Source organism: Candidatus Baltobacteraceae bacterium (genome assembly GCA_036489885.1).
Lineage (GTDB): Bacteria > Vulcanimicrobiota > Vulcanimicrobiia > Vulcanimicrobiales > Vulcanimicrobiaceae > JAFAMS01.
The window spans coordinates 1,626,838-1,638,999 of record DASXEW010000003.1; the positions used below are offsets into that span (position 1 = coordinate 1,626,838).

The following is a 12,162-nucleotide window of genomic DNA, read 5'->3' on the forward strand; positions in this document are numbered from 1 at the left end:
GTCAGCGGCTCCGTAGCCACGGAGTCACGCGATTGCCGAGCCTGCGCAGCAATTCGCTCGAAAGATAACCGGCGATGCCGATGCTAATCATGCCGACGACGATTTGCGGATACGAGCCGCCGACGTACGAATTCCAGATGAAGAAACCGAGCCCACCGCCGGCGCCCGTGGCTTGGCTTGCGCCACCCGATATCATCTCGGCCGCAACGACGACGTTCCACGTGATCCCCATTCCGACGGCAGCGCCGACCGCAATCGACGGCAACACACCGGGCAGAATGATCCGGCGAAAGATATCGAACGAGCTCGACCCCATCGAACGCGCGGCTTGAAAATAGCGAATGTCGATCGACTTGGCACCGCCGACGACGTTGAGCACCATCGTGAAGAACGCGCCAAGGAACGTTACGAAGGTGATCGACAGCTCTTGTGTGGGCCAGAAGATGATCGAGAGCGGCACCCACGCGAGCGGCGGTATCGGCCGCAGGACCTCAAAGGTCGGGAAAAGCACGCCGTATGCGGTCCGATTGACCGCGAGTGCGAGACCGAACGGAATTCCCACGACCATTGCAGCGAGAAAGCCGACGGAAACGCGCCAGATGCTCAGATAGCAGCTTTGCCAGTAGCCGGAATCGTGGACGAGTGCTGCCCATATGAGAATGACGTCGGTGGGTGCGGGGATCGCGCTGATCCACGGCAATGCGAATCCCATCCAAGATTTCGACGTAGAACCGAGCTGCCACAAAACGAGGAACACGATGATCGCGACGACTCCGCGCCAGATCGCAATGCTCGTACTCCTGCGCATCAGCCGCCTTCCTTTTCGCCGGCGGCGAACGCCTTGATCGCTTCCTCGTGGACCGCTTCGATCGTCTCTTCCATCAGCGCGCGAAAGCGCGGCGCGGTTAGGACGCTGTAATTGCGCGGATGCGGGATATCGACATCCAGGATTTTCTTCGGCCGGCAGGGGCGCGTCGTCATGATGGCAACGCGCTGCCCAAGGAAAAGCGCTTCCTCCAGATCGTGCGTGATGAAGAAGATCGTCACCGGGTTGCGGTAGTAGATCTCGAGCAGCGCCTCGTGCATAACCGATTTCGTCAGCGAATCGAGTGCGCGATACGGCTCGTCGAGGAGCAAAACTTTGGGATCATTCATCAGCGCTCGGACGATTTCGACGCGACGACGTACACCCGAGGAGAGCTCGCCCGGAAAGTTTTTCTCCATACCGGAGAGGCCGGCGTCTGCCATCATCTGGCGGGCCTTGTCTTCTGCATCCTTGCGTGAGAGGCGGCCTTGCACGATTGGCCCGAACGAAACATTCTCGAGAATCGTCTTCCATGGAAAGAGCGCGCCATTTTGGAAGACGACGACGCGATCGGGACCCGGAGCTGCCTGCGGCTTTCCCGGTCCGCACAAAACCTCACCGTCGAGATAAATCGTTCCCGACGTAATGCTGTGAAATCCGGCGATCGCATTGAGCAGCGTTGTCTTTCCGCAGCCGGAAGGCCCGACGATCATACAGATTTCTCCGGCCGGTATGTCGAGGGAGCAGTGATCGACGGCGAGGATCGCCGCTCCGTCCGGATCGTATACCTTGACGACGTCGTCGATTCGAATCGCGCCGCCGCTCATGCCGCCTCACCCAGCGCCAGCTCACGAACGCGCCACTCCATCAGGAAATTCCCGGCAGCGCGCACGAGCGCACTCGTCGCGTATCCGACGAGTCCGAGCGTGATCATCCCGATGACGATCGTCGGATACTGCACGTCGGTGTACGAGTTCATGATCAGATAGCCGAGGCCGTACTTACCGGAGACCATCTCGGCGGCGACGAGTGAGAACCACGCAACGCCCATCGAGATCTGCAAGCCGGTAAAAATAAACGGCATCGCGCCCGGGACGACAACGTTGAGGAAGACCTGAGGACGACTCGCGCCCAAACATTGCGCGGCGCGAAAGTACGTCTCATCGATCGATTCGACGCCGAGCATCGTGTTTAGCGCAGTCGCGTAGAACGACGCAAGGAACGTCAGGAAGATGACAGGCGTCTCGAGACCCTTGAACATGACAATCGCGAGCGGCACCCATGCTAGGATCGGGATGGGGCGGAGTAATTCGAAAACGGGGAAGATGAATTCTCGGAACGTCTTCGACCATCCGAGAAACAACCCGAGCGGAATGCCGAGCACCGTCGCCAGTGCGAACCCAATCGCGACGCGGCGCACGCTCACCCAAATGTCTAAATAGTAATCGGGCGTGTAGATCGAGATTCCGAACGCCGGGTTCTTACTAAACCACTCTTTGAGGACGCCGTCGGGTCCGGGCAGCTGTGCAAAGCGCGGCAGCTTCCAAACGTCGACGGCGAGATACCAAAATCCGACAAAGAGTGCGAAGCCGATCAGCATCAGATACGGACGCGGACTGCGCAGCCATTGGGCAAACTGCAGCATCGCGACCGAAAGACCGGCGTACTCGCTCGGTTTCGCTCGTTCGCGGAGCTGCTCGCCATGTTCCACCGGGCCGACGGGCAGCCCCACGGGCCGTGCCACGCTACTCGATCTAGCCGGGAAGCGGCGACATGATCACGGCCGACCCGACCGGTGTGGTTAAATGGCGCTCCTTGAGGATGCCTTCCGCAAATTGCGGCATGATGGCATCCGTCCGCAATTTATCGACGTCGATCGAGTGCACGGAGTGCAAGAACGCGGCGTCGTTCTGGATGAGCTGCAGCGTCTCAGGCGTGAAGATGAACGGCATAGTAAGGCGTTCCTTGGCGTTGTTCTGATCGGGGAATTTCCCGTAGAGTGCGCTCGCCATTGTTTTGTTCGTAAAGCCCGTCGTTTGATCGGTCGCCATTGCGACGATCTCCGAAGCATTCTTTGGGTTGGCGAGATAGCGCTGCGCATCCAGCTCGGCCTTAAGCCAACCTTGGACGACATCGGGTCGCGACTGTATGAGATCCGCGCGCATCGTCAGGTAGCCGCTATCGGGTTCGCCGATGCTGAAGCCCGAAGCAACGCGCTTAGCATAGCCTTCTTGAATGATGTGCGACGCGGTCGGCTCCCACAGCACGGCAGCGTCGAGCTTGCCGGAACGAAAGCCGCTCGTGATCACTTCGATATTCTGATTGAGGTAGGAATCCGGCTTGACCCCCAGCTTTTGGAATGCCGCTTGTGCGAAGCGGTCGGCACAGCTGCCTTTGGGAACCGCGACCGTCTTCCCGGTCAGCCATTTGAGAGCTACGATCGGGCTCGAGAAAGTCGGCGCATCGTTGCGCACGAGTAGAATGTTGCACTCATCGTGGCCGACGCCGAGCACTGCTACCATGCGAATGTCCGCGACGCTTTCTTTCGTCGTCGACACGATCGCAGGCATGTCGCCCATGTAGCCGATGTGCTGTTTGCCGGCGAGCATGTTGTTCACGATAATCGCGCCTTGCAAGCCGATTTGGAATTCGACCGTCGACCCGGCGGGCAAGTACTTCTCGTAGAACTTCTTGCCTCGCATTACGACACCCGACCACGACTCGGTGTAATACGGCTGGTATCCCACGACCAGATGTACGGGCTGTCCCGGCTTCCCGAAATCCAATCCCTGATCGGAATACGTCGGCGTAGGCGCAGTTGTGAGGAGAAGTGTTGCGCATATTGCACCGACAGTCCACAGCTGTACCGACTTCAGTGCGCGGACGAGATGAACGGCCATAAATCCCCCCTACCTAAACAGCGCCAAAAAAAGATTCTTTTAGTGCCGACCAAAACATATCAAGTGCGACCTAAATCTCCTTCACGGTTGAATGTATGCGCGATTGGCCTAATCCGGTGTATCGCGGCACGCTCGAAGAAGCGTGTGCAGCGGTTCCAACATATCCGTTCGTTGAACGAATTGGTTTGGAAGTCGAATCGATCGAAGCACCGCACGAAAAAATTGTTTTGCAACCGACATACGATGTCGGACTTCCGCCATGGTCGGGAGATTACGCGCGATGCTCCGATGCAGGCTTCGATCGGATCTTTCTCGTGCTTCGCGTTGCGAAAGGCTATCCGGGTTCGATGACGTGCGGCCATTATCCGGACGATTTTCCGACCGGGCGCCGCTGAGAGCAAAGCGATGGCAAAACGGAGGCCGGAACCTGATCTCACCGCGCAGTCGTTAGCCGTCCGTTGCGCGCGCCTGCAGCTTCAGGCTGAAGCGACGCTCGAAATCAACCGCACGATCTGCAACGCCGACGATCTCGATGAGCTCTTGATGCTGATCGCCGAGCGCTGTCGTGACCTCTTTCAGTGCGAGGTTGCCGGGTTCGCGCTGCTTCAGGATCAGGAACCGCACATCGCATGGCGCGCATGGAGTGGTTGCCGGACCGATTATCGCAATGTCATCTTTCCAAAGCGCGGCGGCATTGCGGGACGGGCCATGTCGAGCCGCAAGCCGGTGATACTACATGATCTCAACCGGCGAAAAGACGCGGCTTCTGAATTTCCGATCTCGTTCGCCGAGGGTCTACGGTCCGTATTAGGCGTCCCACTCGAGATAATGAATGCTCCGAGCGGCTGCCTGATGATCGGCTATCGTCATATTCACGATTTTGCACAGGACGAAATCGACTCGCTGTGCAGCTTTGCATCGCAAGCAGCGATCGCGGTTGAAAACGCGCGGCTCTACGAGACGTTGCGAAGCGAGCAAGCTCGACTTGAGAGCGTCGTGCAGAGCATAAACGAGGGATTGATCCTCGTCGATCTCGATGAGCGCCTGGCCTACGTCAATCGCCAAGCCCGCGCCCTGCTGCGACTCGGCGACGACGAGCCGCTCAAATTGGATCTGGCCGGATTCTTCGAACGAATCGCGCGCCAGTCTACCGATCCGACCGGCGTGCGCGAGGAGCTTACCAAGCTCGATGCCGTCGCGAGTGGATTTCCGACGCTGGACGTGCAGCTCTCCGGCTCGCCGGCCGTCGCTATTCGTTTAACGCGATTCGTCGTCTACGATTCAAAAGGCGAGAGATTGGGCCGCGGGTTCCTGTGCCGCGACGTAACCTCGGAACGTCAGGTCGACGCGATGAAATCGGAAGTTATCTCGCTCGTCTCGCATGAGCTGCGTACCCCGCTCGCGCTGATACGCGGATATGCGTCGGCGCTATTGGACGGGACGAAATCCCGCGGTGCAGCTTTACGCCGGGAATATCTCACGACCATCGACACCGAAAGCTCGAGGCTTGACGAGCTCGTGCGTAAGCTCACCGACGTCAGCAAGTTGGATCAAGGCTTGCTCGATCTCGACATGCACGACGTCGATCCGATTGCGCTGGTTCGCGCAGTCGTCGGGCGTTGGCGTAAAGCAACTTCACAGCGCACGTTTACGCTGCGAGTCACGAATCGGCTTGCGGCGGTTCGCATCGATCGAAAGCGCATCGAGCAAGTCCTGGACAATCTTTTGAGCAATGCCGTGAAGTATTCACCGCAGGACTCTGCAATAGCACTGGGCGTCGAACGGCATTTGGATTCCGTCGTGTTTTCCGTGACGGATCGTGGACCCGGGATTCCGGCCGATCAGCGTCAACGCGTCTTCGAACGATTCTTCCGCGCGCAGGTACGCGGACGCAAGCGCGACGGCAGCGGTCTCGGCTTGTACATCGCACGCGGGATCGTCAGCGCGCACGGCGGCCGGATCTGGCTCGATTCGAAAAGTGCACGCGGGACGACCGTGTTCTTTTCGGTTCCGTTCGAACACTGATGCTCGCCGTTCTCGCCGGCACGAGCGCGGTTGGCGTCTCGATCGGACTCGTCGGTATCGGGGGAATTTTCTTGATCCCGCTGCTCGTGTGGTTTGGGCTTCCGCTGGAGACTGCGATCGGGACATCGCTGCTAACCTTTACCGTAGCCGGAGTCGTTGCCACGATCGTGTACGCGATGCACGGCTCGATCGATTGGCGTGCCGCGTTGATCACGAGTGCCGGAAGTCTTGCGAGCGGCGCGTTCGGCGCCAAGCTCAGCGCGATGCTCCCGGATCGCACCGTAACGGCGTGCTTCGCGACGTTTCTTTTGTTGACGGGCCTCTTTGCGCTGTTCGGGCGTCGATTCTTCGGTCACACGGAGACCTCTCGCCCGTTGAGTGTCCCCATACTCGTTGTTTGCGGCATCCTCACCGGTATCGGTTCAGGACTTACCGGCGTCGGCGGGCCGGCGCTTCTGGTCCCGCTGCTCTTGCTCGCCGGTGCATCGCCGGCAGTTGCGGTTGCAATCAGCCAGCCGAACGCGATCTTCTCGGCCGCATCGGGCGCGACGGGACACATTCTGCTGGGGCACGTCGATTTTCACTTAGCCGGATACCTCTCAGTTTTTTGCGCGATCGGCGTGGTCGCAGGTGCGATTGCGTACCGGTACGTCAGCGCCGAGCGACTACGAACGATCGTAGGCGTTGCAGTTCTCGGTCTTGCGGTCTGGCTGATCGGGAAACTGCTCGTTGCCGGTGAAGGTCTTTAGGCGTGCCGATTACCGTACTCGTTGCAGACGATGAAGAAGGTCTGGTTCGCCTGCTTAGCTCCGAGCTCGAGCTGGCGGGCTATAGCGTACTCGCGGCCGAGGACGGAATTCGCGCCGTTGAGGTTGCCGCCAAGCGCGATCCCGACGTTATCATTTTGGATATCATGATGCCGGGCAAAGACGGTTTTGCCGTGTGCGAGGAGATTCGTGATTTCTCGTACGCGCCGATCATTATGCTCTCGGCGCGCGGACAGGAGAGCGACAAAGTACAGGCGCTGAACATCGGCGCCGACGACTACCTTACGAAGCCTTTCGGCATGAGCGAGCTGTTGGCTCGCGTCGGCGCCGCCGTGCGACGAACCCGTATCGCGCAAGGCGAGGTTCAACGCGCGCCGTTACGGATCGGCAAGATCACGATCGATTTTGCCGCGCGTCAAGTGCGAAAAGATGGTCAGCCGGTCAAATTGACGACGACCGAATACAAGCTGTTGTGCGCGCTCGCAAAAAGCCCGGGACGTGTCTTTTCGCATGAGGCGCTGCTCAACACGGTTTGGGGCCCTGAATATACGGACCAAACGGAATATTTGTGGGTGTATATGGGACGTCTTCGCAATCGATTGGAAGACGACGTAAATCACCCGAAAGTAATCGTAACGGTACCCGGTGTCGGCTACCGTTTTGACCCCGATGGAGCTGCGTAGAAGGCGGCGCTGTTTAGGCTCTATTTAGAGCGGGGTGCTACGATTGCTTGGAGAAACCCGCCCTGCTTCCGGAGGAAACAGAATGGCGCGAACGCCTGCGCAGTGGACATCACAACCGCCCGTGCCGTCGACGCATTACGTCGATCCATCCGTGTACACGGATCCGCAAATCTTTGCGGAAGAACGCGAGAAGATTTTCGCAAAGACATGGTTCCTCGCGTGTCACGAGAGCGAGATTCCGGAAAAATACGATTATCGAACGTTCCGCCATCCTGCCGGCCGCAATCTAATGATCGTGCGCGGTGACGACATGCAGGTCCGCGCGTTTTACAACGTTTGCCCGCATCGCGGCAACACGATCCTCTACAATCCCTCCGGCAACGCCAAGCATCTGATCTGCATCTTCCATGCCTTTGCGTTCGACTCACGCGGAAGCTGCGTCGATATCCCGCGCGAGAAAGCCGGCTATCAGGAACGGTTGAGTAAAGACGATTTCGGTCTGCGGACCGTGCGCTGCGAGACAGGTTTCGGCGGATTCGTCTACGTGGCGCTTGATGAGTCGGTCGAGAGTCTGAGCGATTTCATCGGACACGCCCTGGACGGCATGCTCGAGAGCCTGAACATGGAGCCGCTGGAAGTGTTCAGCTTCCACCGCGCGCAAGTCGATACCAACTTCAAGCTATGGCATGATACGAACAGCGAGTTCTACCACGATTACATGCACTATCACAACCGCCAGACGAGCATGTTGCAGCCTGGATACTTCGAGCGGCGCTATACGCCGTTCAAGAACGGACATGCGGAAGTCGGCGATCAGATCGTCAACTACGAAGCCTACGAAGGCTACAAAGGGCGCGACCTTTCGTTCCCGGGCATGAAGATGAACCAATGGAAGATGGTCGATCTTTTCCCAGGAATGACATACAATCTGCGCGGCTCGTCGTTGCGCATCGACACGGTGATGCCGGTTTCGGCGACGAGCACGTTCGTCGAGTATCGCGGCTTGGGCCTCAAGCGTGACACTCCTGATGAGCGCGCAAAGCGCGTTCACGACTACAACTCGATTTGGGGCCCCTTCGGACGCAATCTGCACGAAGACTTGCTCGGCGTTCACGGTCAAGGTAAGGCGCTCGGTCGCGGTCAGACCTACATCGTGCAAGCTCGCGAAGAAGATCGTACGATTCACGACGAGATCGGCATGCGCCATTTCTACGCCGAGTGGAGTGCGCGTATGGGACGGCCGTCGAGCGGAAACGGCAACGGTTCGCATGGCGGTTGAGACGCTGGCGTCCGGCGAAGACCGCGCTTTTCGCTCCGTCAGCGAGTTCTTGTATCGTGCATGCTTGATGCTCGACGCACGGAATTTCAAAGACTGGTTGGACGTGTGCGCCGAGGGGTTCACGTACGTCATTTGCGCCTTCAGCCCGGAGATTCGGCGTGACATGGTTTTCCTGGATCTCGACTTGGAAGGCATGACGACGCTCGTCAAACATTTGCCGCGCCATAATACCGATCAATCCACGTTTACGCGTCATATGACGGTCTACACCGCCGAGTTCGACGCGCCCGGAACGACGTGCAAAGCGCTTTCCAGCGTAGCCGTATATCGCACCGAGCTCGATGGTGGAACGACGCATCTCTTTGCGCTGGGCCGTTACCACGACACCCTGAAAATGACTCCCGGCGGTTGGCGTTTTACGGCGCGCGAGGTTCGCCTCGAAACACGGAACCTTGGCATCGGAACCCACTACCCACTCTAAAACGCATAGCGTCGTCGTCAGCGCCAGGGGCGAGACGCGCGAATTCGCGTGCGCCGAAGACGAGCGGATCCTCTATGCCGGACTGCGTGCCGGATTGCCGTTGCCGTACGAATGCGCGAGCGGGACCTGTGGTACGTGCAAGGCGGCAGTCAACGAAGGCACGACGCTCTATGCGTGGGACGCTGCTCCCGGACGCAAATATACGCGTGCCGAGCGCAACGAGGTATTGACTTGCCAAAGCTTCGCGCTCTCGGCGCTCACGCTGACGCTTCCGGGCGCGTTTGTGGCGAAGCCTGCGCGGATTGCGCCGGAGTACTTCTCGGGGACGATGGCGCGTTCGCGACTGCTCGTTCCCGACGTCATCGAGTTTGACGTCGAACTCAACCACCCGATGTCGTTCGACGCCGGTCAATTCGTGTTGCTTGAAGTCGAGGACGTCAGAGGTGCGCGGTCCTATTCGATGGTAAACTTCGAGCCCGAGTCGCGCGTCTTGCGTTTCCTCGTCAAGCGTTTTCCGGGCGGCGCGCTGACGGAGTGGATGTTCTCGCATCCGCTCGATGGGACGCAGGTCAGGATTTTCGGGCCGCTGGGACGCGCGTCGTTTGATTCGGACGAGATTCGCCATGTCGTGTGCATTGCGGGTGGTTCGGGAATCGCCGGGATGATGTCGATCCTCGAAAGCGGAAAGCGCGACGACCATTTTGACCGCCACGACATGCGGGTATTCTTCGGGGTTCGCACGTTGCAAGACGCATTCTATCTCGATGAGCTGAAAGCGCACGCCCGGAGATTTTCCGATCGCATGCGCATAACGCTCGGCCTCTCGCACGAAGAACCCTCGGAGGCGGCGAGAGTCCAACATCCGGAGCTCGAATTCGATCAGGGGTTTATTCACGAGATCGTAAAGCGCGCGCTAGCGGAGTCGCCCGCGGAAACGACGATCTACGTCGCGGGTCCGCCGCCGATGGTCGATGCGACGTTGCGGATGTTGCTGCTCGAGCTGAAGCACAGCGGAAGTCAAATCCGCTATGATAAGTTCAGCTGATGGGTTGGGACCGTGTTTCCGGCGCCGAGAATCTGGCGCCCGGTAAGATGCAACAGCTCGCGACCGAGGGCGGCAACGACGTACTGATCTTGAACGGCGCGGGCACGTTCTACGCTTGTCAGGCGATCTGTCCGCACATGGACACGCCGCTCGAAGAGGGTATGTTCGATGGCGAAACGCTGACGTGCCATCAGCATTTGTGGCAATGGGATATTGCAACCGGCGATCCGAAGGGGTTATCGGAATCTCCACTCGAGTGCCTGCGTGTTAAGAATGAAGATGGCGCCGTCATGGTCTGGCGCGACGACTGATAACCGAAACCACCGTGATTCGCGGTAGCTTGAATCTGCGCGGACGCTCGCTGGAATGGGGCGTCCGCACGTATGTAATGGGCGTCGTCAACATCACGCCTGATTCGTTCTCGAAAGACGGGACGAGCGATCCGGACGCGGCGACTGCGATCGCCGTTCATCAGCGCGATGCGGGCGCCGACATTCTCGACTTCGGGGCCGAGTCGACGCGTCCGGGACATCAACCGATCGACGAAGCGACCGAGCTCTCGCGCCTCATGCCGGTGCTCGGGCGCTTTCGAGCGCAGGACCAATCGACGATCCTTTCGATCGACACGTTCAAGCCGGCGGTGTTTCGTCGCGCGCACGCGGCGGGCGGTGACATTCTCAATTCGATCTGGGGGCTTGACGAGGCGCTCCTGGAGGTTGCGATCGAATGCGACGCACCGGTCATTGCGATGCATAACAAATCGGTGGCTGTCTATCGCAACGTGGTGGACGAAGTGCTAGCATCGTTAGATGCAACGGCGCAGCGGGCGGTACGTCGTGGTATGAAAACCCAGAACGTCATTCTCGATCCCGGAATCGGCTTCGGAAAAACTGCCGATCACAATCTCGAGCTGCTCGCCGCGCTGGATCGATTGGTCGCGCTCGGCTTCCCAACGATTCTCGGGACATCGCGAAAGTCAACGATCGGCAAGCTTACGGGGAAGCCGGTAACAGATCGGGTTTACGGAACCGCCGCGACGCTCGCGCTCGCGGCCGCAGCGGGGATCGACATCGTGCGCGTCCATGACGTCGCGCCGGCACGCGACGTCGTTCGCGTTGCGGATGCGATTGCTCGCAAGTGGCGGCCCGAAGATTGGGGTGCGCAGTGACGGATCGGATTGCGATTCGCGGGATGCGCGTTTTCGGACGTCACGGAGCGAATCCGGGCGAACAAGACGTTCCGCAACCTTTCGATGTCGACGTCGAGCTCGAAGTCGATCTCGAGCGTTCCATCCACACGGACGCACTCGACGACACGCTCGACTACCGCAAAGTGCAACAGATCGTCGCCGACGTCGTCGGAACCGGACGGTTCATGTTGCTCGAACGTCTAGCACAAGAAATTGCGCGCGTGATCTTGCAAGAGCATCGCGTTCATGCGGTGACGATCACGATCGCCAAGCCGGGCTTGCTAGCGGGAGCGACTCCCAGCGTTACGTTGCGGCGAACCCGCTAGTGCCGCTCGCGCGGATTGGTATCGGCGCGAATCTCGGAAATGCGCTGCGCACCGTGCAAATCGCTCTCCGAGAGTTGAAACGCTACGGAACGCTGGTCCGCGCGTCGTCGCTCTACAGTACGAAGCCCTGGGGCGTAAAGAACCAACCCGATTTCATCAACGCCGCGGCTCTACTGGAGACGACCCTGTCGCCACGCGAGTTGCTCGGCGAGTTGAAGAAGCTCGAGGCCGAACTTGGACGCGAGCAGACATACCGGTGGGGTCCGCGTGTCGTCGATTTCGACATTCTCGCATACAACGATTGCAAGCTCGACGAACCCGATCTCATCCTGCCGCACCCGCGCTTACACGAGCGCGCGTTTGCGCTGGTCCCGCTTGCGGAGATCGATCCGGGTTACGAGTCCGCCCGCGACGCACTTTCAGAAGAAGACCGTGGCACGGTAACTAAGGTGAGCGCGTAGTCGACGTCTCCGCCTTGTCATCCCGAGTGAAGTCGAGGGACAACGGCCATCGTCAGTGCGTAGATCGACATCACCCAAAGCATCAAGCCTGCGCCGACGCACGCCGCCACTGCCAAGACAGTCCCATGCAGAATGATCGTGCAGGCTATGGACCATACGACCATGGCAGCTCCGAGAATCGTGTAGGGCGGCACGTGAAAT

General features: G+C 59.3%; 16 protein-coding genes. 11 read left to right on the forward strand and 5 right to left on the reverse strand.

Annotated features, from left to right (window positions below):
• Position 1: 1 nt before the first annotated feature.
• From VGG22_13930 to VGG22_13945, 4 genes are read right to left on the reverse strand one after another with little or no spacing between them, the layout of a single operon-like run.
• Positions 2-808, reverse strand: coding sequence for an ABC transporter permease (locus VGG22_13930; protein HEY1729473.1), 807 nt, complete (start codon positions 806-808; stop codon positions 2-4).
• Positions 808-1,632 (reverse strand): ABC transporter ATP-binding protein, encoded by an 825-nt coding sequence (locus tag VGG22_13935; protein ID HEY1729474.1) that lies wholly within the window; start codon positions 1,630-1,632, stop codon positions 808-810. The genes VGG22_13930 and VGG22_13935 overlap by 1 nt, the downstream gene beginning before the upstream one ends.
• Positions 1,629-2,549: an ABC transporter permease gene (locus VGG22_13940; protein HEY1729475.1), complete on the reverse strand. Its 921-nt coding sequence runs from the start codon at positions 2,547-2,549 to the stop codon at positions 1,629-1,631. Before VGG22_13940 ends, VGG22_13935 begins: the two co-directional genes overlap by 4 nt.
• A gap of 10 nt (positions 2,550-2,559) precedes the next feature.
• Positions 2,560-3,705, reverse strand: coding sequence for an ABC transporter substrate-binding protein (locus tag VGG22_13945; GenBank protein HEY1729476.1), 1,146 nt, complete (start codon positions 3,703-3,705; stop codon positions 2,560-2,562).
• A 95-nt stretch (positions 3,706-3,800) separates the two neighbouring features.
• Between VGG22_13945 and VGG22_13950 the strand changes: the two genes are divergently transcribed.
• The 11 genes from VGG22_13950 (at position 3,801) to folK (ending at position 11,961) form a co-directional block, all read left to right on the forward strand.
• Entirely contained in the window at positions 3,801-4,100 is a 300-nt protein-coding gene (locus tag VGG22_13950) for a hypothetical protein (protein HEY1729477.1), read from the forward strand.
• A gap of 10 nt (positions 4,101-4,110) precedes the next feature.
• On the forward strand, positions 4,111-5,730 hold the full coding sequence (locus tag VGG22_13955; protein HEY1729478.1) for an ATP-binding protein: 1,620 nt from the start codon (positions 4,111-4,113) through the stop codon (positions 5,728-5,730).
• A complete protein-coding gene (locus VGG22_13960) occupies positions 5,730-6,479 on the forward strand; it encodes a sulfite exporter TauE/SafE family protein (protein HEY1729479.1) in 750 nt (249 codons plus the stop codon). Before VGG22_13955 ends, VGG22_13960 begins: the two co-directional genes overlap by 1 nt.
• A 2-nt stretch (positions 6,480-6,481) precedes the next feature.
• Positions 6,482-7,180 carry a response regulator transcription factor gene (locus VGG22_13965; protein ID HEY1729480.1) on the forward strand — a complete coding sequence of 233 codons (699 nt, stop codon included), beginning with the start codon at positions 6,482-6,484 and terminating at the stop codon, positions 7,178-7,180.
• A gap of 82 nt (positions 7,181-7,262) precedes the next feature.
• The gene (locus tag VGG22_13970; GenBank protein ID HEY1729481.1) at positions 7,263-8,459 is read left to right on the forward strand and encodes a Rieske 2Fe-2S domain-containing protein; all 1,197 of its coding nucleotides are present in this window, start codon (positions 7,263-7,265) and stop codon (positions 8,457-8,459) included.
• Entirely contained in the window at positions 8,449-8,940 is a 492-nt protein-coding gene (locus VGG22_13975) for a nuclear transport factor 2 family protein (GenBank protein ID HEY1729482.1), read from the forward strand. Before VGG22_13970 ends, VGG22_13975 begins: the two co-directional genes overlap by 11 nt.
• A complete protein-coding gene (locus VGG22_13980) occupies positions 8,912-9,985 on the forward strand; it encodes a 2Fe-2S iron-sulfur cluster binding domain-containing protein (GenBank protein ID HEY1729483.1) in 1,074 nt (357 codons plus the stop codon). Before VGG22_13975 ends, VGG22_13980 begins: the two co-directional genes overlap by 29 nt.
• Positions 9,985-10,296, forward strand: a complete 312-nt coding sequence (locus VGG22_13985) for a Rieske 2Fe-2S domain-containing protein (GenBank protein ID HEY1729484.1) — start codon at positions 9,985-9,987, stop codon at positions 10,294-10,296. Before VGG22_13980 ends, VGG22_13985 begins: the two co-directional genes overlap by 1 nt.
• A gap of 14 nt (positions 10,297-10,310) precedes the next feature.
• Complete coding sequence (gene folP, locus VGG22_13990) at positions 10,311-11,153, forward strand: dihydropteroate synthase (GenBank protein ID HEY1729485.1); 843 nt, start codon at positions 10,311-10,313, stop codon at positions 11,151-11,153.
• Positions 11,150-11,500, forward strand: a complete 351-nt coding sequence (gene folB / locus VGG22_13995) for a dihydroneopterin aldolase (GenBank protein ID HEY1729486.1) — start codon at positions 11,150-11,152, stop codon at positions 11,498-11,500. Before folP ends, folB begins: the two co-directional genes overlap by 4 nt.
• Positions 11,500-11,961 (forward strand): 2-amino-4-hydroxy-6-hydroxymethyldihydropteridine diphosphokinase, encoded by a 462-nt coding sequence (gene folK, locus VGG22_14000; protein HEY1729487.1) that lies wholly within the window; start codon positions 11,500-11,502, stop codon positions 11,959-11,961. The genes folB and folK overlap by 1 nt, the downstream gene beginning before the upstream one ends.
• Positions 11,962-11,978: 17 nt before the next feature.
• Here the strand turns inward: folK and VGG22_14005 are convergent, their stop codons facing one another.
• The gene (locus VGG22_14005; GenBank protein ID HEY1729488.1) at positions 11,979-12,155 is read right to left on the reverse strand and encodes a hypothetical protein; all 177 of its coding nucleotides are present in this window, start codon (positions 12,153-12,155) and stop codon (positions 11,979-11,981) included.
• Between the last annotated feature and the right edge of the window lie 7 nt (positions 12,156-12,162).

Coding starts and splice junctions, on each gene's coding strand:
- VGG22_13930 (HEY1729473.1), bottom strand. CDS start 808: ATGCGCAGGAGTACGAGCATTGCGATCTGGCGCGGAGTCGTCGCGATC.
- VGG22_13970 (HEY1729481.1), top strand. CDS start 7,263: ATGGCGCGAACGCCTGCGCAGTGGACATCACAACCGCCCGTGCCGTCG.
- VGG22_13935 (HEY1729474.1), bottom strand. CDS start 1,632: ATGAGCGGCGGCGCGATTCGAATCGACGACGTCGTCAAGGTATACGAT.
- VGG22_13985 (HEY1729484.1), top strand. CDS start 9,985: ATGGGTTGGGACCGTGTTTCCGGCGCCGAGAATCTGGCGCCCGGTAAG.
- VGG22_13975 (HEY1729482.1), top strand. CDS start 8,449: ATGGCGGTTGAGACGCTGGCGTCCGGCGAAGACCGCGCTTTTCGCTCC.
- VGG22_13960 (HEY1729479.1), top strand. CDS start 5,730: ATGCTCGCCGTTCTCGCCGGCACGAGCGCGGTTGGCGTCTCGATCGGA.
- VGG22_13945 (HEY1729476.1), bottom strand. CDS start 3,705: ATGGCCGTTCATCTCGTCCGCGCACTGAAGTCGGTACAGCTGTGGACT.
- VGG22_13955 (HEY1729478.1), top strand. CDS start 4,111: ATGGCAAAACGGAGGCCGGAACCTGATCTCACCGCGCAGTCGTTAGCC.
- VGG22_13950 (HEY1729477.1), top strand. CDS start 3,801: ATGCGCGATTGGCCTAATCCGGTGTATCGCGGCACGCTCGAAGAAGCG.